This is a genomic window from Bacteroidota bacterium (assembly GCA_013360915.1).
In the GTDB taxonomy this organism is placed as follows: Bacteria; Bacteroidota; JABWAT01; order JABWAT01; family JABWAT01; genus JABWAT01.
In genome coordinates this window covers 1-25394 of sequence record JABWAT010000015.1, presented here as the reverse complement: position 1 = coordinate 25394, position 25394 = coordinate 1, and the positions used below count along the sequence as shown (strand labels likewise).

General features: G+C 46.5%; 25 protein-coding genes. 7 read left to right on the top strand and 18 right to left on the bottom strand.

Annotated elements, in window-relative coordinates; all coding sequences use genetic code 11:
- Positions 1-2383: 2383 nt before the first annotated feature.
- The 10 genes from HUU10_12890 to HUU10_12845 form a co-directional block, all read right to left on the bottom strand.
- Positions 2384-4210: a hypothetical protein gene (locus HUU10_12890; protein NUQ82502.1), complete on the bottom strand. Its 1827-nt coding sequence runs from the start codon at positions 4208-4210 to the stop codon at positions 2384-2386.
- Positions 4211-4288: 78 nt separating this feature from the next.
- A complete protein-coding gene (locus tag HUU10_12885) occupies positions 4289-6001 on the bottom strand; it encodes a radical SAM protein (protein ID NUQ82501.1) in 1713 nt (570 codons plus the stop codon).
- A 430-nt stretch (positions 6002-6431) separates the two neighbouring features.
- The gene (locus HUU10_12880) at positions 6432-7148 is read right to left on the bottom strand and encodes a hypothetical protein (GenBank protein ID NUQ82500.1); all 717 of its coding nucleotides are present in this window, start codon (positions 7146-7148) and stop codon (positions 6432-6434) included.
- Between the two features lie 45 nt (positions 7149-7193).
- Complete coding sequence (locus HUU10_12875; protein ID NUQ82499.1) at positions 7194-7775, bottom strand: hypothetical protein; 582 nt, start codon at positions 7773-7775, stop codon at positions 7194-7196.
- Positions 7776-7786: 11 nt separating this feature from the next.
- Positions 7787-9457 carry an AAA family ATPase gene (locus HUU10_12870; protein NUQ82498.1) on the bottom strand — a complete coding sequence of 557 codons (1671 nt, stop codon included), beginning with the start codon at positions 9455-9457 and terminating at the stop codon, positions 7787-7789.
- A gap of 291 nt (positions 9458-9748) precedes the next feature.
- Positions 9749-10342, bottom strand: a complete 594-nt coding sequence (locus HUU10_12865) for a hypothetical protein (GenBank protein NUQ82497.1) — start codon at positions 10340-10342, stop codon at positions 9749-9751.
- 186 nt (positions 10343-10528) lie between these two features.
- Positions 10529-11257: a hypothetical protein gene (locus HUU10_12860; GenBank protein ID NUQ82496.1), complete on the bottom strand. Its 729-nt coding sequence runs from the start codon at positions 11255-11257 to the stop codon at positions 10529-10531.
- A gap of 107 nt (positions 11258-11364) precedes the next feature.
- Positions 11365-11526, bottom strand: coding sequence for a hypothetical protein (locus HUU10_12855; protein NUQ82495.1), 162 nt, complete (start codon positions 11524-11526; stop codon positions 11365-11367).
- A 95-nt stretch (positions 11527-11621) separates the two neighbouring features.
- Complete coding sequence (locus HUU10_12850; GenBank protein ID NUQ82494.1) at positions 11622-11936, bottom strand: hypothetical protein; 315 nt, start codon at positions 11934-11936, stop codon at positions 11622-11624.
- A gap of 7 nt (positions 11937-11943) precedes the next feature.
- On the bottom strand, positions 11944-12498 hold the full coding sequence (locus HUU10_12845) for a hypothetical protein (protein NUQ82493.1): 555 nt from the start codon (positions 12496-12498) through the stop codon (positions 11944-11946).
- Positions 12499-12755: 257 nt separating this feature from the next.
- On the opposite strand from HUU10_12845, the gene HUU10_12840 reads away from it, so the two are divergent.
- The 3 genes from HUU10_12840 (at position 12756) to HUU10_12830 (ending at position 15132) form a co-directional block, all read left to right on the top strand.
- Positions 12756-13091, top strand: a complete 336-nt coding sequence (locus HUU10_12840; GenBank protein ID NUQ82492.1) for a hypothetical protein — start codon at positions 12756-12758, stop codon at positions 13089-13091.
- A gap of 93 nt (positions 13092-13184) precedes the next feature.
- Positions 13185-13997: a hypothetical protein gene (locus tag HUU10_12835; protein ID NUQ82491.1), complete on the top strand. Its 813-nt coding sequence runs from the start codon at positions 13185-13187 to the stop codon at positions 13995-13997.
- A gap of 574 nt (positions 13998-14571) precedes the next feature.
- Positions 14572-15132 (top strand): IS1595 family transposase, encoded by a 561-nt coding sequence (locus HUU10_12830; GenBank protein ID NUQ82490.1) that lies wholly within the window; start codon positions 14572-14574, stop codon positions 15130-15132.
- Here the strand turns inward: HUU10_12830 and HUU10_12825 are convergent, their stop codons facing one another.
- The 7 genes from HUU10_12825 to HUU10_12795 form a co-directional block, all read right to left on the bottom strand.
- On the bottom strand, positions 15133-15702 hold the full coding sequence (locus HUU10_12825) for a hypothetical protein (GenBank protein ID NUQ82489.1): 570 nt from the start codon (positions 15700-15702) through the stop codon (positions 15133-15135).
- Positions 15703-15790: 88 nt separating this feature from the next.
- On the bottom strand, positions 15791-16129 hold the full coding sequence (locus HUU10_12820) for a hypothetical protein (GenBank protein NUQ82488.1): 339 nt from the start codon (positions 16127-16129) through the stop codon (positions 15791-15793).
- Positions 16129-16458, bottom strand: a complete 330-nt coding sequence (locus HUU10_12815) for a DUF1232 domain-containing protein (protein ID NUQ82487.1) — start codon at positions 16456-16458, stop codon at positions 16129-16131. The genes HUU10_12820 and HUU10_12815 overlap by 1 nt, the downstream gene beginning before the upstream one ends.
- 54 nt (positions 16459-16512) lie before the next feature.
- Positions 16513-17253, bottom strand: coding sequence for a hypothetical protein (locus HUU10_12810; GenBank protein ID NUQ82486.1), 741 nt, complete (start codon positions 17251-17253; stop codon positions 16513-16515).
- A gap of 126 nt (positions 17254-17379) precedes the next feature.
- Positions 17380-18552, bottom strand: a complete 1173-nt coding sequence (locus HUU10_12805; GenBank protein ID NUQ82485.1) for a PD-(D/E)XK nuclease family protein — start codon at positions 18550-18552, stop codon at positions 17380-17382.
- A gap of 296 nt (positions 18553-18848) precedes the next feature.
- Positions 18849-19367, bottom strand: a complete 519-nt coding sequence (locus HUU10_12800; GenBank protein ID NUQ82484.1) for an alpha/beta hydrolase — start codon at positions 19365-19367, stop codon at positions 18849-18851.
- A 32-nt stretch (positions 19368-19399) separates the two neighbouring features.
- Positions 19400-21346 carry a DUF2779 domain-containing protein gene (locus HUU10_12795; GenBank protein NUQ82483.1) on the bottom strand — a complete coding sequence of 649 codons (1947 nt, stop codon included), beginning with the start codon at positions 21344-21346 and terminating at the stop codon, positions 19400-19402.
- A 216-nt stretch (positions 21347-21562) separates the two neighbouring features.
- Here HUU10_12795 and HUU10_12790 point away from each other — a divergent pair, with 216 nt between their 5' ends.
- Entirely contained in the window at positions 21563-22555 is a 993-nt protein-coding gene (locus tag HUU10_12790; protein ID NUQ82482.1) for a WYL domain-containing protein, read from the top strand.
- 25 nt (positions 22556-22580) lie between these two features.
- Here the strand turns inward: HUU10_12790 and HUU10_12785 are convergent, their stop codons facing one another.
- Positions 22581-23012, bottom strand: coding sequence for a hypothetical protein (locus HUU10_12785; GenBank protein ID NUQ82481.1), 432 nt, complete (start codon positions 23010-23012; stop codon positions 22581-22583).
- Positions 23013-23348: 336 nt separating this feature from the next.
- Between HUU10_12785 and HUU10_12780 the strand changes: the two genes are divergently transcribed.
- The 3 genes from HUU10_12780 to HUU10_12770 are packed head-to-tail and all read left to right on the top strand — an operon-like array spanning position 23349 to position 25038.
- Positions 23349-24323: an alpha/beta fold hydrolase gene (locus HUU10_12780; protein NUQ82480.1), complete on the top strand. Its 975-nt coding sequence runs from the start codon at positions 23349-23351 to the stop codon at positions 24321-24323.
- On the top strand, positions 24320-24697 hold the full coding sequence (gene crcB, locus HUU10_12775) for a fluoride efflux transporter CrcB (GenBank protein NUQ82479.1): 378 nt from the start codon (positions 24320-24322) through the stop codon (positions 24695-24697). The genes HUU10_12780 and crcB overlap by 4 nt, the downstream gene beginning before the upstream one ends.
- A 2-nt stretch (positions 24698-24699) precedes the next feature.
- On the top strand, positions 24700-25038 hold the full coding sequence (locus HUU10_12770) for a DUF190 domain-containing protein (protein ID NUQ82478.1): 339 nt from the start codon (positions 24700-24702) through the stop codon (positions 25036-25038).
- The last annotated feature ends 356 nt before the right edge of the window (positions 25039-25394 follow it).

Genomic DNA, 25394 nt, shown 5'->3' with positions numbered 1-25394 from the left:
AAGAATTGCACCAAGTACCGAAGAAATCATTACCACCACCGGTATTCCGGCCATCATCCGGATCATTGTCAGCACCATTATTAAATAGAAGCCGGAAGGAAGTAACCGTTATGCCGCAAAAACAGTTGTTACTGAAGCAGAAAAATCAGAAAGGAAATGGACGGGTCATTAAACCCGGATCAGGAAAAAATCAGGTTTTTAAACTTTGAAAGTCTTAGTAACCAATTAAAAGGAAAAGTTACCACCATGTCACCTGCAGCAATTATCGCCATTGTATCAGCCGTTGTTTCTGCCGCTGGCACTATTGCCACCGCCATTCAGGACGACGAAGAATAGGAGCAATCCATGCAACGAATTATTCAGGTTTCTGTCCCAAATATTCCAACATGCATTCCAGAAATCATCCGGTTTATTATCCGTGATTTAATTGGCCCCGTTTAATAAAACAAGGCGGCCGTCAATGATCCGATGCATTCAACCTGTCATAAACTGGCTGTCACCACGACTTTACATTGGCGGGTGAGTTTATACTGTGATTGATTGGAATCCAGCCTGTTCCCAATCTTGAGCCTTGTTTTGCCATCTCTTTTTGCATTCTGGTCCGGATGACTGGAACTGATACATCCCACATTTACTTACCCCGCCACAACTCCCATTCTTTTCTATCTCAATAATTTTTTCACAGGAAACTGGAAATCCTTCGGGTTCTTTCCTCTTATCTTTTGGTTCCAAACTAAATTGAAAGGATACGAACCGCTATGCAAACCAAGACCATTGTTGCCATCGCCAGTGCTGTAGTCGCCGCAGCTGCCACCATTGTCTCTGCTGTTGACCAGGACAAAAAATAACAGGAGGTAACCATGAAAAAAGTCGTACAAAGAGTCGTACCGGAATTCCCGATCAGCATTCCTTAAATCATACGGATTATTTTTGGTCCGATTTCCAGACCCCCTTTCTGAAGGGGGTCAAGTGTGCTCCTGGGCATACTTGAAATGTTTCTGATTTTTATTGGCCCAACTTCCTGAAGTAACCGGCAGCAAGAAATCATCATGACGCAATAGCAGTTGCACCTTCTGTAAAAAGTTCCGGGAAATATTCCACAGTTCTGTAAATCCGTGCTTGCAATTATTTCGACTTACCTGCTCTTTTCAACCTGGCAACTTTTCAGAATCAGGAAGCATCAGCATGTCGCCAGCAGCAAACATCACAATCCGTTCAACCTTTACGACTGCGCCGGGTACCATTGCAACCGAAATTCACGAAGACGATGAACATGGACGAGCCGGTCAACGACTTGAACAATTCAACAATCCCTAAAAAACAACCAGCCTTCCCTTGTTCATTATCTGGCATAGCAACTGTCTGCCCCACCAGGCATGAAAAATTGATCATAGTCCATTGCAAATAACCTGTAATAACAAGGCTATCTTTTGGCTATCCCGGACCATGCGACTTACACGCAAATGACATTTACCAACCCTTCAACAGCATCCCTCAACCATTCACCCCCTGATACTCCTTTTTTTTTCAGAGTGATCTGGAAAAATGGTCAGTTTTTCTCTCTTTACTGTTGGAAACTTAACAAGAAGGAGAAAGAGACCGTTATGCAAACGAAAACCATTGTAGCCATCGCTACTGCAATTATTTCGATCATTGCAGCCGTCAGCGAGGATAAAAAATAAAACAGAACTGAAACCAGGAGTAAATCCAGATGAGAAAAAAAGAATCCAGTGCAGACATCCTGGAAAACAACCTGGTTTTCGTCTCTTATACAATGGTATCAAAAAGGTATATCAGGCACCTTGTTAATCTGTGAAGAACAATAGAAGGAATAGCACATCATGCAACGAATCATCCCGGACACCGGTCCTTGTATTCCAACCTGCGTTGTGGATATTATCCGGATTATCACCGGTCAGACAATTCCCAAACATCAAGGTTGTTAATCTGAACCATAAAAGATCTGATAAATATGAAATCTGCCCATTTTATTGATTGGTAATGGCACCGTAAAGTCTGTCAGTATCTCGTTGACTCCTTACAGGCTGGTTCCGTGTCAGAAGGTCAAAAGTTCTATTTATTTTTAACAATGGAGTGACTATGAGTTTCGGCTATTTCGTGTACTTAGTCAGTACAATCCTATTTGGTAAAAAGTAAACAGAAAAGCAGGCCTTCATTCTTATGAGTGAAACTTGTGGGACAGAAGTAGGCCGATTGAAATGATGGAGTTTACCTCAGGGAAATCTGATATCAATTACCCATTGGTTTCTGGTGTTGTCTGACGCTTCTTTTTCTCGATTCTGCTGCTCATACCCTGCCGTTGAACCCCGGAAATTGTATCCCGCTGACAACTTCCGGGGTTATTTTTTATTGGCGTTTGTCTTCAATGGCCGGTGAAACTCTCCAAAACCATTTCTTCAAGACTTACCATAAGACGGTGTCTTTTATCCGGCAACAGAAACGTTACTTCGGCTGAATGTCGGATCATCTGAAGCAGATCAATTCTCATGAGTCCGGGTGCCAGCCGGCTGGCCAGCAGGAAGTTATCTGTAAGTCCTGCACCAGAAATACCCGGATTATCAGTATTGGGAAACGCTACAATGCCAGTTCTCAGATAATCAAGTAACGGGTATTCCAGAGTTCTGATTTCTGACTGTATCCCATCAAGGAAAAACGGGTTGGTCTGATAATTGGAATAGGGGCAAAGTTCCACACCAATCCGGCGTTCCAGTACCGTGCGTTTAAGGTCGGGTGAATCGTTCAATCGAAGGGCATGTCCCAAGCGCCGTGCATGAAGCTTGTAAACGGCCTGCCAGATTCCCTCAGCATCATCATTTTCGCCGGCGTGTGCAGTTACTGCAATCCCGCACCGGTGAACGGGTTCAAAATCCACCGAGTAATACTCAGCCCTTGTTTCCTTATTCTCGAATCCGGCCAGATCAACCCCCACCAACTGCACGTCATGGCCGTCGTCAAATTCCTGGAAGGCAGTCACTGCAAGTGCCAGATGCTTACTTATGGAAGATAAATCCCCTTCTGTTTTCCGGGTCACAATGATAATCAGATTAATAAGTGGAGTAAATTCCTGACGACTGCGACTATCTTCAATGCACTCACGGAATGTTTCTCTGATAGCAGTCAAAACCGACAACGGTGATCGGCCTTTTGCATAATTAACCGGCGAACACCTGATTTCTGCATAGACAATCCGCTCCTTTTTTAAATATTTAAATAATTGCCTGCATTGTTCCTTCAAACAACCCGGATCGTATAGAATTGCTGATCCATTGTTATTTCCCAGTGTCATATAGCTGTTTAATGCAATGGGGGCGGCTGGAAGTGGCCAGTGAGAAGGATAAGAAATTGGAATCTCAGAAGGCAGCAGGCCTGGCTCATTTGCCCGATTCCGAACTATTTCAAGCAAAGTGCCTTCTGTTGCGAATCCGCCCAGATGAAGATGAAGATCAATTTTGGGAAGCCGGCTAATCCATTCACGATCCGTTTGTGCATTTACGGGTTGATGGAGCCAGTCCCAAATTCCCGGACTGAGGAACTGCAATGAACGGAAAGGAAGACCAGCTAATCCTGTAAACAAGTTACTTTGAATCCGATTTAAAACACCGGCAAAATGGGACCGGATCTGGTGCGGGCCAGGTTTAACAGACCAACCCCATTCGGTTATTTGTGTATTATTCGTAAATCCAACCAGATTACGGGCAAAAGCCCACCCGGGTTCATGGCCCATGCTGAAAAAGGTTAAACGGTGTTCCTGTCTTGCAATCTCCACATCCTGCCAGGCTTTTACACTATTTTCGTTTTCCACCAGAACATGGAAAATATCCCTTGCCCCAAACCAGCCAGCTGCCTTCTGCATACTGGCACTAATGGATTTATATCCGCCACTCAGACATACCCACGTTTGGTCCGGTGAATAATGAGTCAGGTACCACGTGAATAAGATTTCCTCAAATTCTTCGAAATCCCGATGGGTTTTCCAATCAGCGATTTCAGTCGTGACCGTTATTTTTAGCTCCGTCCTGGAATGAAGTGCAGAAAAGGCAGACTGCAGGTCGTTAATCGCCTTCTCAACATCCTTGTGGTTGGTGGTAATCACATGAACCGTATCGAACCCATCCGGCAGAAAATAAGCAGCTTCTACTGCTACCATTGGTGACTTTCCTGCGGTACAAAGAAGGGTGGTTAATTTCATTGGTTTATACCTGGCTTTTATAAACGATACATGCAACTGCTCAAATTAAGAGAAAATCAACGATGACTTATCCAAAGTTTATTCTTCACTGGAAAAGAACTTTTTTTCATCAATGTATTTGAAATTCAAAAGTGCTCCATTACCCATGTTCTGCCTGGCAATATCGAGACTGGGGTAAGAATCTACGTGCAAATCAAATACATGCGGATCAATGGCCTTTTCAACACTTCTGATGACACCATATTCGAAACCAGAGAAAAGACTTTTCTGATCTCTGATCAGAATTTTATTCGATTTCGTTAATATAATGTGCTGAAATTCCTTTGGACCGACCCTTTTCCATCGGACCACTATCGGGAAGAATGAACGGATAAATGGTGTATTAACAGTAACCTGTAAACCGATTGTCAGCTTTTTATACCTTGTGTACCCGAATTTGGAGTGGATAACAAGCCGGAATTCCTTTGGTATGGTTGCCAATAATATTTTCCCATATCCTCCGGAATTTTCCGCATTAAACTCAAACTTCATCGTTCCGGATTTACGGTTTATATCCTTCCATTCTTCAGCTGTAAAGCTGGATGATTCCTTAACAATGTCAATCGGGCAACCCTCGAACATCGGATAAACTCTGATTTTCGTGTCATCTTCCTTAATTTTGCTGTTCTTTGGTATTCTGAGCGGAAATGTTGAGATGTTTGATTTCTTTGTTCCGCAATCGATCAGAAAGCGAAAACTATCTGTAAAAGTTTTCTTTGTCTGACCCGGTATGCCATAGATCAGATCGGCTTTATACTTTATCCTGTTATCTCTGAAAAAGAGAAGAACCCTTTTAATTTCCTCAATTTCCCTTCCAGCCTGTTCTCTGTTCTCTACCCTCCCGATTGTGACCATTTCATCAGGAACAATGGTTTGAATGCCAACTTCCGGGAAGATATTCCTGTACCTGATCAGGTTTTCTAAAAACTTGTCCCCGTTTTTACCTTTTATTGCTTCGATTCTTGTCTGTATACTGAAAGTGATCCCCTTTAATTCACCCATTGCATCCATCAGGGTCAGATAGGAGTCCTTTGTGTTAAATGTCCCATCCAGTACATTTATTTTCTCAAGATTTTTAAGAGTGGAAAATAATTTTAATTCTTCATGTAATCTTTCAATCGGTAGCTCAATCACTTTTCTGCCGGCTACCTGACTCCATTCGCAAAAGGTGCATCTGTATGGGCACCCACGTTTTGTCTCCCATCGAAGCATTTTGACCTGATCATGTATTGTAATTACCTTTGAAAGGTAGGGAGAGACCAGACGATTGCAATCCGGGGAGCCAGTTATTAAAAGGTCAGTTTTTTTGCCCAATAAAATCGCAGCCAGTGCTTCCTCTGCATAACCGCTGATCAGATGATCTGCAAATGGGTAACCTTCGCTAATCTGCTCCACCCTGACGGGTGTAATTTCTGGCCCGCCTAAAATCAGCTTTACACTTGGAAATCGTTGTTTAAGATACGCAGAAACAGGTCCCGTCAGATTTCTTGACCATATATATTCAGAAAGTGCCACCACATCAGGTGACTGAATAAGTTTCTCATCCAGATGCTGTATTACTTTATCAATATCGGTGATAAAATGGGATTCGTACTCTCTGTACAGGTTTATGGATAGATGATCGATATCATATTGTTCTGAAATCTGCACATCGGCACGGAGGTAAGCCAGTATGGTTGCGATTGAATATGAAATGTCCGGTTCTTCGGTTCTGATTAGGTCAAAAGAAATCAAAGTAAATCGTTTTTTCATTTCAACCTCGCTGCAGTGTTTCAGAAGCCAATGTGTCCGTTTATTTTTATGGTGTGGTGTTTGACAGTGTATTTCTTACAACAAAAATCACTCTGCATTCAGATTATTTCATTTTTTTCTTACCCATCCGGTGAGCGTGCATTGCATCGATAGATTATTACACAGACCAACGAGTGGTAAAAGCGGCTGTTCCGATCCAGCCCTTTTTCCTTTTCCCGGACCAAACCAACCCTGTAAGTTTTTCTTAACAATGGTCAGTTAATGAAAGTATCAGTCTTTTTATTCAGATACAAAGGTCGGTTAATTAGAAATTCATTTAACTTTTATTAAATCCACCGTTGAGGGTCCAGTCCAACCGCAAGCCCAACAACATCACCTCCCCCTCCATCCTGTATTTACGGTGTCGGAAGAAAGCGTTAACAAATGCACCTTACACCGGCAAACCCTTCTCACCATTCCGGTAAGCGATCTGCAGCTTTTTCAGGAAAGAGAGCCGGTAAAGCAGCAGATCCTTTTCCCGTTTGAACTTCCGGGGCCCGGCATACCGGCCGAATACCCAGTAACCATCGGCCAGGCAGGTGTCGTCAATCCGGTCTGCCACCCACAAAACCGGTAACGTGATACCAAAGACCATGTATCTTGATAGCAGCATAACCATAAACCGTTCAACCGGCAGGAAGGAGCTGAGTATCCCATTCAATTCCGCAATGATATTGGCGGGGACGAATGCCGTTCCGTTTTCCCGCATTTCCTCCGGTGTGGAGCAGTAGTTCAGGTCCAGATTCACCCACGGAGATTGTAACCCAACTTTTGCCTGATTAATCACCCGCTGTTCCAGCAGCAGCAACGGCGGTCCCGGATTGAGCCGGAACGCCCGGTCCCACTGAATCTCATCATCAACCGTCAAAGGGAAGGTTCTCCCGCTGGCTTCCATCATGGTTGACAGCACACAATAAGTAAAACTGGTACGAAGCCGGTCTTCAGGCGGAATGAATTCATTGTACTGGATGATCTTTAACTCAACCATGAATTGCAAAGCCCGTTCTTCTGTCAGAGCAGGAAACGGATTGCCCAGATGATTGTTAATGGGGTCCCCATCTTCCAGCATGATATACCGGTTACCTTTCACCCGTTTATAGCTGTACATCGCTCATGGCTCCTTTCTTTTTCAATGACGGCGTTTAATTTCGGTTCAGTCGATTCTCGATTTCAATTCTGTATAAATCTGCAGAAACAGGCTGGTATCCCCTTCCTCCGGCCGGAAGTCCCGGTCAGCCAGCATGGCTTCCACAAAGGCAGTGGTGGTGATTGGCGGCAGATGGGTGCCAAAAAACCGGTCACATTCCCAGATAAACAGATTAACCAATTCTTTCACCTCATCCGGGGTTTTGGTCAGCGTGGTCAGGCCGGCCTGCACCGGCACGGTGAGCAGTTTCTTCGGCTTCTCATAATGAAGTCCGAAACCCGCCCATCCGAATTTGGGGTACCGGGTTTGTACCCGGAATACCGGATAGTGCGACCGGAAGTGAGAAAACATCGTCAGATCAATGACGGTAATGACAAACAGACAGAGAATGAAATTGTCGAGGTTTTCCTTATCCACCCATCTGAGATCCGTTTCCATGTTTTCCCAATCCGGTCCGCCAAAGAATACGGTGGCGGAATCAATCCGCCATTCCTCAGGATGTTCCATGATCAGATGGTTTGGTTGCTTGAAATGAATGCTTGTCAGATCGGAGAGAAACTGAGTATACAGGTAGGCATGGAGGTTCATATTGTTTCCTTTCATTTTAATGCAAATCCCATGGGTTTTTTAAGGCTGCGGTTCAGCAGTTCTTCTTCACAGAAGCCGATGATTTTACTCAGCGTGGTGTCGGTGCCGCTCAGGATGGATTCCAGTTCGGACTTTCTGGTAACGTTTTCAATCTGTCCGCCGGAGAGTTCGAAATCGCCGGCCAGAATCGCCGCTTCATCGGCCGACAGAAAGGGCAGCCGGCTGATCCAGATGCTGGCGCGTACTTCAGCCGGCGGTATCGGGAATTCCATCTTGAACAGGAAGCGGCGTTCAAAGGCCGGATCCAGATTTTCAAGCAGATTGGTCGTGGCAAAAAACAATCCGTCAAAAGTCTCGAGCTTTTCCAGCAGGATGTTCTGCATGGCATTGTTCATTTGATCCACACTGGAATTCACCTTCAGGCGGTTTCCGATGAGGGCATCGCTTTCATTAAAGAATAAAATGGGCTCAACTGACTGTGCCTTTTTAACCGTTTCGAAATAAGAGAAGATGCTCTCGAGGTTTTTCTCGCTTTCGCCCACCCATTTATCCCGGATTTCCGAAATATTCACCTTAAAAACAGCCCGGCCGCTTTCCCTCGCCAACTGATTAACCAGCTCGGTTTTACCGGTTCCCGGCCGTCCGTAGAATAAAAAGGTCAATCCTTTTGATACAGCCCGGGTATTCAGCCGAGTCGATACCTCACGGTATCCGGTCTCACTCAGCAATTTCCTGATCATCCCGATCCGCGGTTCCAGGTCGGTTGGAAAAGACAGACTGACCGGCGGTATTTTATCCGGCAGCGACCATGCTCCCAGATTGGTGTTGGGTAACTGGTCCGTATCCATTTTCTGAATCTGACCCAGCCAGTCGGTCACCACCGACGGTGTCAGTTCCATGATCAGTGATTTTCGGAAATGATCCTTGATAAAGACCAGCATTTTATTCCGGATGACACCGAGTTTACCCTGAAGCACCATCTGTTTTTTCACAATGGCCTCACTTTTATGATGGGCGCAGAATTTATCATAAAATTCTTCCAGATCCAGTCCCTCTTTCATATTCAGACATTCACCGGCCGCCAGCAACATGATCAGTTGTTCTTCGGGATCCGTAACACGGTTAACCAGCCACTGGATTTCACTCATCCCGGCGCAGTGTTCAATCAGACCCGACAATTCTTTCAGCACGTCCCTGCGGGTCAGATCGGTTTCATCGGGTAAGCGGGCCAACTGCTCGGCACGAACGATCAGATCAACGAAGGTATCGGGCAATTTATTCTCGGTGGAAGGATCTTCACCTTTCAGTATTTCATGAATATGGCGACGGGGAATGAAGAAGGAGAGTCCCTCACGTGATTCATGAAAGAACGTATTCCGTTCGAAAAAAATCAGCTTTCTTTCCTTCAGTGTCAGCAGGCATTGATACAGCCACGGACTATCGGCCATCTTCAGTCCCAGATTCCCGAAAAAATCGCCAAAATCCAGTGAAGACTGACGGATGGACATGGTAACCATGGCCGCATACAGAATGGCGGTACGCGGATCGAGCTGCAGGCGGTCTGCCAGCTCGGTTGTCGAGGCAGATTTCAGGTTGCGGTTGGTGAACGGATTGCCTTTGTCCTCTTTTTCCGGATTGTACAGTACAATCAGATCGATCAGGTTTTTGCCGGTCTTGCTCATGGGTTTATCCTCCCTTTTTTACATAGGTACGAGGGCAAACCATAACCGGTTTATGGTCTGATCAGACCGGAAAAATTTTGGTTGTTTTTTGGCAGGTAAGCCGACAAACAGGCCCTATCGAGAGGCCTGCCTGTTGGTCACTGTCTCCGTTCAGGCGGCTTCGATCCATTCAGGATTTGATCAGGAAAAGAGGTGGGTTAACTGTCCCTGAACCCAACGTTAAGAGTGGCCGGTTTAACCTGCACCACAGAAATGTCCATTTTCTGCAGGTATTGTGAGGGGCAGGTTGTTCTAATCAGTCAGCCACCGGAACCAGGTCTTTTGATCAATCAACGGGATATTGTTCTGTTCGCAAACGGTCATTGTGTGGCCCGTTCCGCCGGCCATTGGATTGGTTAAATCGTCATAGAAAATACCAAAAGAGGCCTGCCTGATATCGACTGTCCCGATTGCTTTTATGGTGTCCCGGATTATATACGCTGCTTTTATGGTGTAAGGGTTTTTCTCGCCGGCGACAAACTTGTCAATCAGGTTTCCGGTTTTTTTATGTTGTTTGGATTGATACACCACATCGGATTCAGCCGCAATATTGATGGTATCCAAGGAAATGGTTTCGAATGCCCGGTTGGTTTTTCGTCTGTGTCCAGAATACGGAGTAATGACTTGTAACCGTCTGTTGTCGACGGCGGTAACTCCATCAGAAAACAATTGGTCAGACCCTTCTGCATTTCCGCTTCTGAATACCATGTCTATGGTAGAAGACGCTAACAACTTTCCAAGTGCTGTCAGCTTTTCCTTATCTGCATCAATTACCTTTCTTTTTCCTTCAAGAAGAATAACAGAACCGCGTTTATCGAACTGTTTAATAAAGTCGTTTAATGTCATTGTTTTATCCTTTACAAGTACCGCTGGCAATTGCTTTTAAAAATGGGTTGTGGTTTCCGGACCGGATGTCTGAAGAATCAGACCGAATCATTTGATTGAGAAATCAGGACAACCTGCAAATAAGGAAAAATATTGGCACGTCAGTGAGATCAACGCGCTGTATGTCATTGACCGGCCGTCAGTCGTTCACGGCCGGAAACCGGTGAGAAGCCGATCTACCAGCCGGTAAATGGCAGCCACTTCACCAAACCGGAGGAAATCTCCCGGGCGGTGTGGTTCATAGTACCCTGCCGAAATATTAACACACTCCATGTGAGCAGCCAGATAATAGGTATCGGCCGACTGCCCCGTTTTTATTTCCAACGGATGGCCCGCCTCGTGAGAAAAGCGAATCAGCCTGCTGATAAACCGGTTGGAAGCCAGTTGTTTCCCCGCATAGGACGTGATGAGGTCATTCGATCCTTTACGGTCGAGGGTGAGTCCCCAGCTTGATTTTTCGATCAATTCGGGATGTACGGATTGAATGCCGATGGAGCCCACTTCCTCCCCCACCGTAAACAGCACCCGGAAGGGCGTTTTTGTGCATCGTGCAAGCGTCAGAATAATGGCAATTCCTGCTTTATCATCCCACCCGATCTGATGTCCCGGTGAAAACCAGCAATCTTCTTCCACCACCAACTCGCCCATGACCTGGTCATCCGGCCGCTGTGCCGTATCCATGTGAGCATTGAGGAGCGGGAGGAGCCCGGTTCCGCGGAAACCACCCACATTTCCGATTTCATCGGTCATCAGGTCAAATCCGGCTTTGGTGAGTTCCCGTTCAATCAGACTGGCCACCACCGCTTCATGCGGATGGCGGGCATAGAGTGGTGCCAGGGTCAGCAGGTAGGATCGTATGGTTTCTTCAGCCGTCATGTTACAAAAATAATCCGGCAGACCATAATGGGTTTATGGGAGTGAAGGACGGTCAGATTTTCTGATTCAATGGCCATACCTGGCAGAAGGCTCTTTACACCTTTCCCCTACTCCTCTTTCCCCCAACTCCCCACCAGCCAGCCGACCAGGCCGGCCAGAATGACCGGCAGCCAGGACGTGGACTCCGGTTTTTCGGATTTCTCCGGGGCGGGCGACCGCAATATCCGGTACGCCAGCCAGATAGCGATCACAATAATCAATCCGGTCATGAGCTTGCTCCTTTACTTCATTTAATCCAAAGTCACTTTTACTTTTTTGCCTGTTTTTGTCAATCCATCAACTGTTTTTCAAAAATCCCTTTGGTCTAATAGGGCACCTGTTCATGCTGATGTTTCAGCTTTTCGGTCAGAGTATTTGCCCGGTTGATCATCCGGATGAGCATATCCATCTGCTGCTTCCTGTGCTGCCTCAGCAAGTGGCTGGCTCTGTTCATCAGTTCTGCACGGCGGTTTTCAGGCCACCGCTTCAGTTCCTCGGTGACCTGATCCGCCAGATAGTCCAACCGGATCCAATCGTTGGCGGATCGAGGCCGGGTGCGGATCATCAGCAGAATCCCAAATCCGGCCAGGACTGTCAGATAAATAATCATCAGCATTGTCTTCAGGATTTCGGTTTCCATCTTTTTATCACTCCGGTTTTGCCGGTGAATTCAGACGATCATCCATGAACCGATCCAGCAGCGTTTGCAACAGAGATTCCAGAATGGGTTCCAGTAAACGGGTCAGCTTCTCCTCTGAAAGTCCGCCGGTTTTTTTCATTTGCAGATTGGAAATCAGTCCGGAAAGCGTGGCCAGTTCGGAACGGTGTTCCTCCATCATTTTCCTGATTTCCTCGCGGGTGGTCAGCACCGATAACTCGGACTTCATGGCGGATTCGGTCATTTTCCGGTCGGTCCGGATGGTCTGACTTTGAACGGATGAAACCAGGGTGTTAAACTGTTCTTCCATCACGGACTGAAACAAAGCCTGATCCTCTGCAAGCGCTTCACTGGTTTGCCGCAGAATCGCTTCACTATCTGCCCGGATGGTGACCTGCATGTGGTCGAGTTCCTCGAGTAGAGTGTGGATCTGTTCCACCGCCCGGCCTAAATCGGGCTGGGCTTGCGGTCCGGTGCGGATGACCAGAATAAGCCCAAGGCAAACAAGAATCACCAGGTTGGCAATCAGCAAATAGCCGGTCATATCCATTTTTCACCATTCTCATTTTTCCGGCAAGGTCGGTGCTGACTCCATTTCCTATTTATGGTCTGATCCATTTCGCCATGATTGGTGATAATCAGTAGACTTCAATGCGTAGTTGATGGTGGATTGGTTTGATCAGAGAGCGGTTTTGGTTCTTTTTCCAGTCGGGTCCCTACTTTCCGTTCACACCATACATTGGTTACGTTGGTACTTTTTATCTTTATCCGGCATCTGCCAGCACAGAAAGGAATTAACGAATGGAAGACCATTATCATTTTTTAGATCTGGATAATTACTGCCCGGCCTGCGGTGAGTATCAGAGCGTGGTTGATATCGAAACCGGTGTTGAGAAAAACACCTACTGTGAGCACCTTGTATTTCATTATCTCAAGACCAAAAAAATCTTTGTCTACCAATCACCCGCCTTCAGGGAGCAGTTTTTACGGTTGGAACGCCCCGACCGTCTGTCTGTGTATGATATGCTTTCCCGGTGCGGATTCTCATTGGATTCCATGGAATTTGTGGAGGATACGGGCAATCTGATGGGAGCAAAAAGCTATCTGTATGGGTTCATGAAAAGGGGAAATTGGTAGATCCCTCCGGAGGAATCCGGACTCCTTTCTCTCTCCTCAAATCCACTACGGAGTGGTTGACTGACCTTTGTTGTAACTGACGAAGGAGCTTTCATGCAGCCAACCGAAAAACCCCGGCCGCTGACTCACTTTACCGAAGAAGATCGGAATGAACCCGAGGGAATTTTCTGGGATCCCGATCCCAATGCCTTCCCGCATCTGATTCCTCTGAATCAGCAGCATGGGTCACCGGTAACGATTGTAATTCCCGGTATTAACGGCACTCAGGCTGTCTGGTCTGGCCTAGCGTCTGCGGTGCCGGGTCCGGTGTACCATCTGGATTGGGACAACCAGCTTGATTTCCCTGATCCGGATATCCGGGATGTGTCTCTGAGCTCATTTCTGAGACTCGGTGCCTGGGTTCTCGAATACACCGACCTCAACCTGAAAGCATGGGAAGCCGGACGGCAACTGGGTTTTCAGCTCTCAGGCAACCGGCCGGTTCAGTTTAATCTGGTTGGCCACAGCATGGGCACAGTCGTGATTGCCGGATTTCTGAGTACCGTTGGCTATTGCCGGATCCAGTCGGTGCATCTGGTGAACGGAGCAGTGTCTGGTACGGCTCCTGTCCTTGACTGGACGTATCACCGGAACCGGTTGGGTGTGCCGGTGACCAATTGGTACAATCCGGCCGATCCGGTTCTGATGCCACTGAAACTGGCCCATCAGATTCTGAATTTCACCAGCGGTGTAGCGTTGAGATCAGTTCCGCTCGCCACGCGGTTTTCCACACTTTCCGATTTACTGAATCCATGCGGTTTGGGTGCCTTTCCTGCTTTCGATGAAAACCGGGATGTGGAATCGATTCAGGGGGAAAGTCACGATCCGCAACGGGTATTGGAAGAGTTGGCAAAAGGGTTGGGGTGAAAACCCGGACCCTGAGGTTCCGGTATAAACCGGACCCTGAGGTTCTCGAAGGGTCCGGTAGGTGGTGATTTCTTTTCCGGTGCCTTCGAGTGGTAATGAGTTTTAAGTTTACCCCGATGAAGTCGGGGAAGGGCAGCCACCGAAAAAACCCGGACCCTGAGGCACCCGAAGGGGCAAGGGTCTTTCCGGCACAATGCCCTCGATTCCGGTGCCTTCGAGAACCTCAGGCACCAGGTTAATAAAACTACCCATGGCAGTTTACAAATTAATCATTTCTTCCATTCATGTTCAGGTGATCCAAATTTGATTCGATGGTAATCGATATAAATTTAGGTGATTAGGGAATTTCCGGACTAAGGGTTACCTTATCAGCGTTATGATTGAAAATATAAATGAGATTATTTCTGGTAAAACGTGTATCAAATGTAAGGGACAAAAACTTTACATACTTGGTGATGGACGCTTCAAATGTTCCGACTGTGGTCATCGATTAAGTCCAAGGAGTCTTAAAAATGAACTGGCAGCAATTCACTACTTTTGCTTGGAAATTACAGCCAATTAAACGGCCAGGGATTTGGGAATCGATTACAAAACAGTTAGTAAGATATTTAAGCAATTGAGAGCAGAGATAGCTGGTTTTATTGATGTTGACTTTCAGGAACTTCATGGCGAAATAGAGTGTGATGAATCTTACTTTGGTGGCCATCGAAAGGGAACCAGAGGACGCGGATCTGCTGGCAAAACCATCGTTTTTGGTCTTTTGGAAAGAAAGGGTAAGGTTTTCACAACGGTTGTAGAGAATGTCGAAGCTCAAACGCTTTTGAATGAAATAATTGCTCATACTGAAAAAGGAAGTGTTTTCTTCACAGATAAATTTCGATCCTATAAGTCCTTGAAATTTTATGGTAAACATCACAAAATTGATCATTCACGTGAGTATGCAAAGAAACGAATCCATATTAATGGTCTTGAGGGATTTTGGTCCTTTGCAAAAGAACGCTTTCAAAAGTATCATGGTGTAGGCAAAGAGAACTTTCCATTGTATTTAAAGGAAATGGAATTTAGATATAATCATAGAAAAGAAAACTTGTATCAACTATTGTGTAAAATTCACTTTGGTCCGGAAATTCCCTAATCACCTAAATTTATAGTATAATAGATCTGCTGGATCCACGATTTTTTTCCAGTCAGTACTTAACCCGTCTGGTTTATTCTCTCCCTTTGATTTGGTAACAAAATCGAGAAGAATAATGTGGTCCGCACTCTCAGATAGTTCCCCTTTGTACTTTTCGTAATCCATGGTTGATTTATAATCTTCAGAACCAAACCGTTGTTTGATTTCAATGATAAATTGCGGCTTCAGATTTGTCCACTTTAATAGGTCACGGTCTTGTTCTGCTTTATTCCTCCATACAACAATATCCGGGTAGGACTGATAGTGTAAACCAGGTATATTTGGCTCACACGAAACCCGTCTGACCGAAATTCCCTTATTAATATCGCATTGTTTCTGGTATTCTGTGTGTTCGATGTTCCTGATTGTCTCACCCCGAAATTTTTCAACCAACCGTGAATACAATTCGCATTGATAGTCTATTTCCTTCATCCAAAAAGTTGGATGTCTTCTGAACTCAAATGCAAACTCCTGAATGGCTGAAAACACTTTATCGTTATCGGACTTGTGCGTTATTTCAAATGTTGACATGTGTGGTACTTTCGGTTCTATTCAATCGTTTATGTCGAAAAACTTGTTAAATGAAGAGATTAGAAAACGCCTGCTTCAATGTTGCAACTTACCGCTCCTCTTCCAATAATCTGATGTTAAAATTCAGAAACAGGAGGCCGGGCTCAGATTGTTGCAAGGTGAGACTCCTGGACTGGTTGATCAATCCGGATTCCCGGCAAAGGGTTTCGATCTCAAACAAGCTGAATTTTTCTGCGAAAGAAGTGACCGGGATAATGAGACTTTCCCCGATGACCCCTTCCCACAACCAGACTTCATGAAGAAACGTGAGCGATTGAATAACCACCGGCCGGCTTGCCAGAATACGGGTACCTGCATCCGATGGAAGATGTCTCATCCAGTCATCGGTACTTACGGCACCCGGCATGGTATCTGAGCTGTCGGTCATTATCTGCACTTCGTGTATTTATCCAGATCCAATGCCAGTTGGGCAAACGTCCATAAAATAATTCCCACATCATCCATCAACCCGGCAAAGGGGATGAAGTCCGGCACGGCATCGATGGGGGAAATCAGGTACAGCAGCGCAGCGATGGCCAGCGCCTTTCCTCCCCAGGGAGCATTCGGATCCTGAATCATCCGCCATAAAGCCATCACCTTATCCCAGATATCTGCAACCGGACCGCGCTGCATCGGTCCCAGGTTGTTATTAATTTTCTGAATGTCCTGTTCAGACACAGTGGATTTCATGTTCTCGAAGTGTTCGTTTGTTGACATGGTTTTTTGTCTCCTGTTTTCTGATGAGAGAGTAAAAGTGACCGAATTTCCAGTTCACTGATCATCGGGGATTTCTTCCACGACCCAGTCCGGATTTCGTTGCAGAATGGTGGGACCGGCCACATCCATGAGCAGGCCGGTTTTTCGCATATCACGGATAAGTTCAGACAGATGCACATCCGAGTCGGGCAGGTTCAATTTGCAGTCGTGATGGACATGGTTTCCAAGGGCCCGGAGTCGCGCATGAACATCCTGTTCCGGCATCATCGCCATTGGTAACATCATTGCCAGACGATACAGGCGTTCCAGCCGGCGTTTCGGCCAGCGGGAAAAGCGGTCACGGAAGGCTTTCGGCAGTTGGATGGTCTGGCAATACGAGCGGATATCCTTCCGGAAGTTCACATATCCCACTTTGAAAATGAGATACTGAAGAAGCTGTTCCAGGCCAAAGCAAATCTGAAAATGGATATTCCACCTGTAGGTATTCTGGAGATCAAATTCCATCTGAAGATTGGATTCCGACCAATCGAAGTAAAAGATGGGGTCAGCGTGTGCATCCTCGGGAACCACAATGGCATACGCCTGATGCATGGTGTCTATCAGATACCAGGCGCAGGGGACTTTAACCGTTGTTCCGCACTGCTGGCAAATAAATGAATTGAGTTCCCCCTTGTCGATACGCTCGAAGAGATCGGGTTCGGTGACGGCATTCACAATTTGCTTAAACGTGAACGTCTGTTTGTTGTCACAGGAAGGGCAGTAATGGTGTCGGGTGTTGTTTTCGGGATGGACCATGGGCACTCCTTTTTTTTACAAAGGTGTTGTGCCCTGTCCGTAATGGATGTGAGGGGGGAGACTTGAAATCGGTTGTCATAAACGACCGAATAGTCTTATTTACTTAGTAGTCATGCTTTTTTAGCATTACCAAAAAGAACTATGCGATTTAATGGCCTCTTTAAGAAAGTCTGCAATTTTCCTTAGTTCTGTATTTTCATAAAGTATTCGGATTTTTTCTTCCAACTCATCATTATCATGGAAATCTTTTATATCAATAGTTGTGGTATATAAACGCGTAAAAACACCGGTTTCTGTTTTGGATGATGGACGTAATTTGCAACCAGCCCTCTCAATTTCGAGGAGAAATGAAAGACGGTCGTTGCCACTATCAAATGGTCCGACTTCTATACCTATTTTAAGTTTGTTATCAACTGGCTGAATCCAATACTGGACCGGATTTCCCCCTGCCCATTGATGTTTCATTTTATTTTTGATAATAAAGTCGACATCCACAAAGGAAAACCAGAGTGGGTTTCCCCAAATAACTTTAAGATTATCCCTCTTTTCTGAAAACTTTTTACCAGCTATTGAAATATCTATTGCATTTCCAACTGAATAAATAAAGTCAATAGCTGTCTTATTATCCTTGTAGATTCTACGAGCGATATCTTGTAAAGCTTGGTCTCCCATAATTTTCTCCTTGATAATGGTCTGATAGTATTTGATAAAATCATGAATTGGAATAGGTATTCTTCTATTAAATATTTCAAAGACTTGTTCAATTGAGTCTAATATTTGTTGATAAGAAGCCGCAAAGTACTCAGATTGGGATGGTTTCAATCCCTCCAAGGAAAGTAAAATTGGAATAACAGTGAAGTCCCTATACTGAGACTTAGCTCTTGATAAATACCTTGCTAACTGATCACTGTGCTCCCCCGAATTATACTTATTCTCAATAATTATGGCAATTTGGTTTTTTTCTGAAATGCAAAAAATATCAATATTTGATAGTTCTCTATGAACTTGAATATCTGTGTAATCACCTAATATTATTTTTTTCAAAAAATCTGATGCCGATTCATTAGACTCATTTTCACTTGACACTAGAACAGTTCTGATGAATGATTTAAAAAAGTGTGATCCGAACCCGTGATTCGATTTCGGATTCAATAACCATGAAATGATATTTGAATGTCTGATTTCTCCTTCGGTTACGCCAAGTACCTTAAGGGGATTGAACTCATCAAATCTAACAGTAAGGTTCTCTATCTCTGGAACACACGAAATAATGTCTGTTATTGATAATTCAGAATCCATTTTATATTCACCTTTGAAGTTATGTTTAATGAATCGAAAACAAGATAGTTCAAATAATACTTCTGCTCTAAATGTATTCAAAAATTAAATTATCTACCATTTTACTTACACATTTTCCATGAACCACTCCCATACCATGGTTCATTTATCCCCGGTATCTGCCCACATTCTTTGGTGTCTATCATCCTGCTGTTTTACATGTCTTCCTCTCCAGAACCAACTCCTGCACCGGAAGAGCACAGATTTTAATACTTTTAGATTTTGCTTCATTTATGGTCATGATCACGCTGTATTCATCAGCCAGTCCGATCTGCTATTTTGTGAGGCGCCAGAAAGAAAAGAAACTGCTGAAATAATCCTTCAATCACTTCTAAGGACGAGTTCAACCGATGATCGCCAGAAATTAAATGCAATGCACAGCTCACACTCCTCGCAAACTTTATTGAATTATCTGGCGGTATAATTTCATCAGACCAGCCGTGAACAATTTCTACATGGGTCCTCTTACTGTAAGTTTGTTTTTCAAACCCTGGAATGTACAATGCAGGCGCCAGTAAAAATACCCCCTTAGCCTCAACCCGCTCTGATGCAACCAAAGATACATATCCCCCCATGCTGGACCCAACCAGCGCAAAGTCATCCACTGATTGATTCAATACATTCAACAGAAGTTCAACTCTCGAATCCGGATCAGGAATATCCGTATAGTCGATGCTTTCTACCTGATGACCCTGCTTTATCGCGATAGCTGCAAGTCTGGTAATCTTTGTACCCCAAGGACCACTTTCTTTCCCATGTGAAAAATACACTTTCATTTGTCACCCTCTCTTTTCATATACCAGTTGTTTTAATAGGCACTGCCTGCAACCGCATTTTCCCTGAACCACTCCCACACCATCACCATGGCGAGGGTATCTAATTCGCAGTAGCGGAACAGTCCCTGGCGGATCCGCTGGCGTTCTTCTGTGAGAACGTCTTCAAATTGCAGTTTGGCCCACGCCGTCATGGCGGCTCCGCCATCGGCCAGCGACTGTCCGTTTTCGGTTACGGCCAGTTCCAGCAAATCCTCTTGTTCAAACACCGGTGGCAATAAATCGTATGGATTCCGGATGGTACCGTATTCATCCCGTTCCACCCAGCACTGTCCGTTGAAATTCAGACTGGGGATTTGTGTTCCGTATCGGGTGCCGGAATAGGTAGTCTGCAAGAATTTGGAATGATGAATGACCGCCGGGAGCACTTTTTTTATGGAATTCGAACCTTTCATCAGCGGGGAATAAAATGCCTTCACTACCCATTCCCGTAAATCCACCATGTTTCGTTCGCCTTCATAGACTTCTTTACCGGTTTTTTTCTTCGTGATGGATTCGAGAAAATCAATGAGTTCCTGCCGGTCAGGTTCTTCCGATTGTTCCAGCTGATCTCTGATCTGATTCAGTACCGTGTTTTCATGCGTCGCATAGCGGAATATGGTCCCGGTATCCTTGTCCAGTTCGGCCTTCAGCGCACGGACGAAATCAAAATTGGGAAACACGCCCGGTTCATCCTGCAACCACTGTCCGGCATGACGAACCGATCCATCCGATTCAATGACATGGTGCGAGAACTGAAACGCCACCATCTGATAGGGTTTTTGGCCTTTGAAAAAGGGAATGGCCACCGAACTGGTTTCAAAATCGATCATGTGAACAGGAAAGGTGAGACGGGAAAATTCGTGCCTCAGAAAGTCATGATCGATCCAGGGTGTCTGGTCGCCCGATGCCCGTTTCTCAATTTGCAGCCATTGCCTTTCTCCGGTATCTGTGGTTCCCACATCGGCCCGGTTCAACTGATCCAGGAAAAATCGTTTTTCCACAATCAAATCATCCTTTTTCCGGTAATTCCAGATTTCAAAAATCATGGGTTTCAAAAAATCGGGTGGGGTAAATCCTTCCTTCTTCATCCAGCAATATTCAAATCCATCCGATTTTCCTTCTTTCCGCTGATCGGGCGTCGCCCGGTATTCACAATCCTGACAGGTTCTGTTAACCGGCCGGTTAAAGAAAGACCCTTTCTCATATCCATCTGCCAATAAAAAAACAGCCTCCGGAAACGAAAGGGACTGATCACCCACGGTCAGATCAGAATTGCGCAGAAATTGGGCCTCGCGTGACACATTTAACGACACCAGCAGGTTGGTATCCACCGGTTTTTGCTCATCCACCCGGATGGAAATCCGTCCGTTGTTCCGCTGTACTCTGAACTTTTGATTCAGCTGATCGGCAGCAGCCAGTTTCGATTTATCCACAAGTACCAGGTGTGGTGTAGTGGTGAATCCCGGCATGGCCTGCTGAATCACCCATTCCTGAAAGGCCACATCGTACAGATAGGACTGCCATCCCCCTCTGATCGCTGAGTGGTCCTTATTCCAGAATTCCGTTTCCGGTAACCAGGATTTGGCTTTGACTTCGAACAGATCGATGTGAGTCCCGGTTTTTACGATTACATCTGCTCGGATAAACAGGTTTTTAAAACGAAAAGCCGCTTCATACAGTGTGCAATCCCCGGCAGCCAGCAGGGCCTGTGTGGTTTCCACCGGTTTCAGGTGTCCCGGGTCTGTAATTTCAGTTCCGCCAGCGAACTTCAGCTTGGCCAACTCGCCCACCTGATAGCCCCCTTCAGCCAATGCCAGCAGGAATTCATCGTCCAGCTTCTGACTGGGAAATTGATCGGCATGATGCACGAAATACAGCTTATCCGGACATTCCAGTCCGATTTTGAAGCGGGACTTGGTAAGAAACCGTGGTGTTGCCATGATATACTCGTTTTAAGTGAAGAGGTTAAATGTAAGAGCCGACCCTTTTCCTTTAAACAGGTCAGCCTGTTTCCATTGTTAATTTTTCATTAACTTGGGTTTTAACTTTTTCAAATCAGCCAACTTAAGTTGAAGTTATTGGGATTTCCTTCTTACCATGTAAGTGTCGGAGACCGAACCGTAACCTATTTACGAACCAGACCCCAAATCTGAACCATGCCATCTAATAAATTTGCCATCATCCGTTACCGGATCATTGACGATCTGCTGACCAATAAGTATAAAAAGTACCCTGGAATTGATGACATCATTGCAAAATGCCTGGAGGTCATGGGAATACCGGTTTCGAAGTCAACAGTTGAAAAGGATCTGAATGCCATGCGCTTCGATGAAGCCCTCGGGTATCGCGCCCCGATTGCCTGGCATGCAACCGAAAAGGGATACTACTATACCGATCCGGAGTATTCAATCCGTTCCCTGCCCTTGCAAAACGACGAACTGGAAGCCATCAAGTTTGCATCAGACATTCTGTCACAACTGGCCAGCACACCGCTATTCCGTCATTATGCTGACATTATCAATACCCTGGCTCTCGCCGGATTGGATAAAGCCACCGATGAATGGCCGGTGATTCAGTTTGAACACAATCCTGTCGCTTCAGGCACAGAATGGCTGGAACCCCTTTACCGGGCGATCAAAGAACGGAAGCAGATTACCCTCGGCTATCATTCCTTCGACTATGAATCGGGTGTTTCTCTTATGGTGGAACCCTATCTGCTGAAATCTTACCGGCTGCGGTGGTATCTGATTGCCCGGAATGTGGAACGGAAGAAAGTGCGGATTTACGGACTCGACCGGATTGTCCGGGTGGATCTGACTTCACAGACCTTTGAATTACCCACCGATTTCCGGCCTGCTGATTATTTCCGCTACGCCTTCGGCATTTCCGTTCTGGATGATGAACCAGTGGAAATTGAATTTCAGGCCTCTCCTGATCTGACCCCCTACCTGATCAGCCAGCCATTGCATCATTCCCAAATCCAATTGCCGGAGAAGAATAATGACTGGACCACCTTCCGGCTGAAAGTCTGGCCAACCCGTGAACTGCTCATGTCGCTGATGGGATTTGGAACCGACATCCGCATTGTCGCCCCGGAAAGCATCCGGGAAGCGATCCGGAATTCTCATGAGCAGGCAGGCAAGCCCTGATCACTTTAGATAACTGACCGGTCCGCTATTGCTTATACCACAGGTCAAAGCCTTCTTTTGATATGGTATTGGCCGGATATCCGATATCATGATCTGTTAAATCCAGACATTCATCGACCCATTGCTGTTCCTCCTGATCCCACACCCGTCGCATATAGGTGTACTGGATTTCAGTCCCTCCTCTGTCGGCTGCTATTTTCCATGCCAGGTCAATTACCTGTCCATCGGTAAAGTTTCTGAGTTTCTTACCTGCAGGTCCATATTCAATCAATGGATTCCAGGCATGGCAATCCGGTTCAGTTCTAAATGGAAAGTGTTCATCCCGCTTGATCAGAACCTCTTTCAGTGCAAACCAGATTTCCCCATAAACCCCAAAAATGGGTGGAAAGGTATTCAATCCCTTCAGGATCGATTGCAGCCGGGTGATTTGCTGTTTAGTCAGACCCTCAATATTCATTGGAACCTCCATGACTGGTACAGACAATACTATCGAATCAAAGAATCAATGGCAACTAAGATATTATGTAAAGCTGAGGTTGTGCACTGATCCTTTTAGCTAAGTCACTGCCCGGTGGTATCGACTTGGTCATTGAGCCGGTCCTTTAGTTTAAAGTTCACCCCGATGAAGTCGGGAAAAGGTAGCCACCGGCTTCTGGGTGCTGGGTGCTGGCTGCTGGCTCCACCGGTGGCTTCGAGCGGTCATTGAGCCTGTCGAACCTCAGCCACCGGATAATGTCTCCTGACACCTGTCTCCTGCATTCTGTTTTCTCCTTCACGGTTTTTATCTTCCTTCATGCCACTGATTCACTCCACCTACCCGGCGCCATTCTGGCTCAGAAATCCCTACGTTCAATCCATCTGGCCGTCGCTTTTCAGAAAAATTTCACTTCCCGATCCCATCCGCGAACGGATTGCCACTCCGGATGATGATTTTCTCGATCTGGATTGGTACAAAGTCTCCGACCGGAAACTGGTTATTATTTCACACGGACTCGAGGGCAATTCCACCCGGTCGTATGTGAAGGGAATGGTACGGGCGTTTACCGGTGCAGGGGTTTCTGCTTGTGCCTGGAATTTCCGCGGATGTTCGGGTGAGATGAACCGGCAATTCCGGCTGTATCATTCCGCCGCCTGGGACGATCTGGAAACGGTGATTCATCACGCCATCCGGCAGGGGTATTCGTCCATCGGTCTGGTCGGATTTTCTCTCGGCGGAAACATGACGCTGAAATATCTCGGCGTTCAATCCGATCGGGTGCCGCCGGAAGTCCGTGCGGCCATGGCCATTTCCGTTCCGCTTGATCTCACCTCTTCGGCCATTGAACTGGATAAACCAAAGAATAAGTTATTCATGATCCGCTTCCTGCGGATGCTGGGTGAAAAGGTGAAGGCGAAGGAATTGCAATTTCCTGATCGCATTTCATCGGCCGGATACGATCAGGTGAAAACCTTCCGTGCGTTCGATGATCGGTACACGGCTCCGATTCACGGATTCCGGGATGCAGAAGATTACTGGAACCGCGCCAGTTCCCGGCATGAACTTCACCAAATCAACCGTCCGACTCTCATTTTCAGTTCGGCCGATGACACGTTTCTGGCCCCGCCCTGTTTCCCCGTTCAGCAGGCGGAGCGATCCGATTACCTGCATCTGGAAATGCCGGCGCATGGCGGCCATGTCGGATTCATTCAGCCGGGTCCGATGTACGCCTCAGAGGTACGGGCTCTGGCCTTTCTGCTTCCGCACCTGAAGGAAGGAGATCCATCATGACGCTGCTGACCATTTTCATTGGCGGCGGACTCGGGGCGGTTTCCCGTTATCTGGCAGGGTCCTGGGTTAACCGGCTGATGGGTCCGGAGTTTCCATGGGGAACCCTTCTGGTGAATGTGGCGGGCAGCTTTATCATCGGATTTTTCCTCACGTGGATGGAACATCGTCTTCCGGTGTTTCCCTACTGGCGTCCGCTGATTGCCATCGGCTTTCTGGGCGGATTCACCACGTTTTCTTCTTTTTCCTGGGAGACGGTTGTCTTGCTGCGGAATGGCGATTATCTGCTGGCCGCCCTGAACACCGGCGGGTCGGTGCTGCTCTGTCTGACCGGTGTGATACTCGGAATCTGGCTGGCCCGTCCGGCAGGAGGCTGATCATGTTGCAAACCGGTGACGCTCAATTGCTGCGCATTTTTATCGGCGAGTCCGATACGCTTCACCACCATCCCTTGTGGGAAACCATTCTGAATCAGGCACGGGCGGCCCATCTGGCAGGCTGCACCGTCTTCCGCGGCGAGGCGGGTTTTGGTGCCTCCAGCAAGATTCATAAAGCCGGCATCCTCGATCTGTCCACCGACCTCCCCGTGCTCATCGAAATCGTCGATCATCCCGACCGGATCCAATCCTTCCTTCCGCAACTCGATTCCCTCATGGAAGAAGCCGGCAGTCACGGACTCGTCACGGTTGAAAAGGTGGATGTGCGATTTTATCGGTGAGTGGTGAGTGGAATACCAGTGAACAGAAATCAGTAAAACACAGTCCCCGTGTGCCGAATCCGGTGGCTGCATTTCGACTGCGCTCAATGACCAAAGTTTACCCCGATGAAGTCGGGGAAGCCATCCGGATGAGGATTATCGAGGGGCCCGGTTTATCATGCCTTTTCCTCAACTTCTGCACAAAACTGCGAGTTTGGTTTGCACCGCAGGGTGACTTTTTTCACAAAAAAGTCACCCTCCCTCGGCTCCGCTCGGGAACCGCCCAGCCTGAGACCCCGATAGTAATACGGCACTTCAATAAACTCTGTGTACCAGATTTCGGAGTACCTCAACTCGTTCGTGGCACTCCAGGCCTA

Bases quoted from the DNA above. Each gene is read 5' to 3' on its own strand.
- HUU10_12890 (NUQ82502.1), bottom strand. From the start codon at position 4,210: ATGAAATTAACCACCCTTCTTTGTACCGCAGGAAAGTCACCAATGGTA.
- HUU10_12885 (NUQ82501.1), bottom strand. From the start codon at position 6,001: ATGAAAAAACGATTTACTTTGATTTCTTTTGACCTAATCAGAACCGAA.
- HUU10_12880 (NUQ82500.1), bottom strand. From the start codon at position 7,148: ATGTACAGCTATAAACGGGTGAAAGGTAACCGGTATATCATGCTGGAA.
- HUU10_12875 (NUQ82499.1), bottom strand. From the start codon at position 7,775: ATGAACCTCCATGCCTACCTGTATACTCAGTTTCTCTCCGATCTGACA.
- HUU10_12870 (NUQ82498.1), bottom strand. From the start codon at position 9,457: ATGAGCAAGACCGGCAAAAACCTGATCGATCTGATTGTACTGTACAAT.
- HUU10_12865 (NUQ82497.1), bottom strand. From the start codon at position 10,342: ATGACATTAAACGACTTTATTAAACAGTTCGATAAACGCGGTTCTGTT.
- HUU10_12860 (NUQ82496.1), bottom strand. From the start codon at position 11,257: ATGACGGCTGAAGAAACCATACGATCCTACCTGCTGACCCTGGCACCA.
- HUU10_12855 (NUQ82495.1), bottom strand. From the start codon at position 11,526: ATGACCGGATTGATTATTGTGATCGCTATCTGGCTGGCGTACCGGATA.
- HUU10_12850 (NUQ82494.1), bottom strand. From the start codon at position 11,936: ATGGAAACCGAAATCCTGAAGACAATGCTGATGATTATTTATCTGACA.
- HUU10_12845 (NUQ82493.1), bottom strand. From the start codon at position 12,498: ATGACCGGCTATTTGCTGATTGCCAACCTGGTGATTCTTGTTTGCCTT.
- HUU10_12840 (NUQ82492.1), top strand. From the start codon at position 12,756: ATGGAAGACCATTATCATTTTTTAGATCTGGATAATTACTGCCCGGCC.
- HUU10_12835 (NUQ82491.1), top strand. From the start codon at position 13,185: ATGCAGCCAACCGAAAAACCCCGGCCGCTGACTCACTTTACCGAAGAA.
- HUU10_12825 (NUQ82489.1), bottom strand. From the start codon at position 15,702: ATGTCAACATTTGAAATAACGCACAAGTCCGATAACGATAAAGTGTTT.
- HUU10_12820 (NUQ82488.1), bottom strand. From the start codon at position 16,129: ATGACCGACAGCTCAGATACCATGCCGGGTGCCGTAAGTACCGATGAC.
- HUU10_12815 (NUQ82487.1), bottom strand. From the start codon at position 16,458: ATGTCAACAAACGAACACTTCGAGAACATGAAATCCACTGTGTCTGAA.
- HUU10_12810 (NUQ82486.1), bottom strand. From the start codon at position 17,253: ATGGTCCATCCCGAAAACAACACCCGACACCATTACTGCCCTTCCTGT.
- HUU10_12805 (NUQ82485.1), bottom strand. From the start codon at position 18,552: ATGGATTCTGAATTATCAATAACAGACATTATTTCGTGTGTTCCAGAG.
- HUU10_12800 (NUQ82484.1), bottom strand. From the start codon at position 19,367: ATGAAAGTGTATTTTTCACATGGGAAAGAAAGTGGTCCTTGGGGTACA.
- HUU10_12795 (NUQ82483.1), bottom strand. From the start codon at position 21,346: ATGGCAACACCACGGTTTCTTACCAAGTCCCGCTTCAAAATCGGACTG.
- HUU10_12790 (NUQ82482.1), top strand. From the start codon at position 21,563: ATGCCATCTAATAAATTTGCCATCATCCGTTACCGGATCATTGACGAT.
- HUU10_12785 (NUQ82481.1), bottom strand. From the start codon at position 23,012: ATGAATATTGAGGGTCTGACTAAACAGCAAATCACCCGGCTGCAATCG.
- HUU10_12780 (NUQ82480.1), top strand. From the start codon at position 23,349: ATGCCACTGATTCACTCCACCTACCCGGCGCCATTCTGGCTCAGAAAT.
- crcB (NUQ82479.1), top strand. From the start codon at position 24,320: ATGACGCTGCTGACCATTTTCATTGGCGGCGGACTCGGGGCGGTTTCC.
- HUU10_12770 (NUQ82478.1), top strand. From the start codon at position 24,700: ATGTTGCAAACCGGTGACGCTCAATTGCTGCGCATTTTTATCGGCGAG.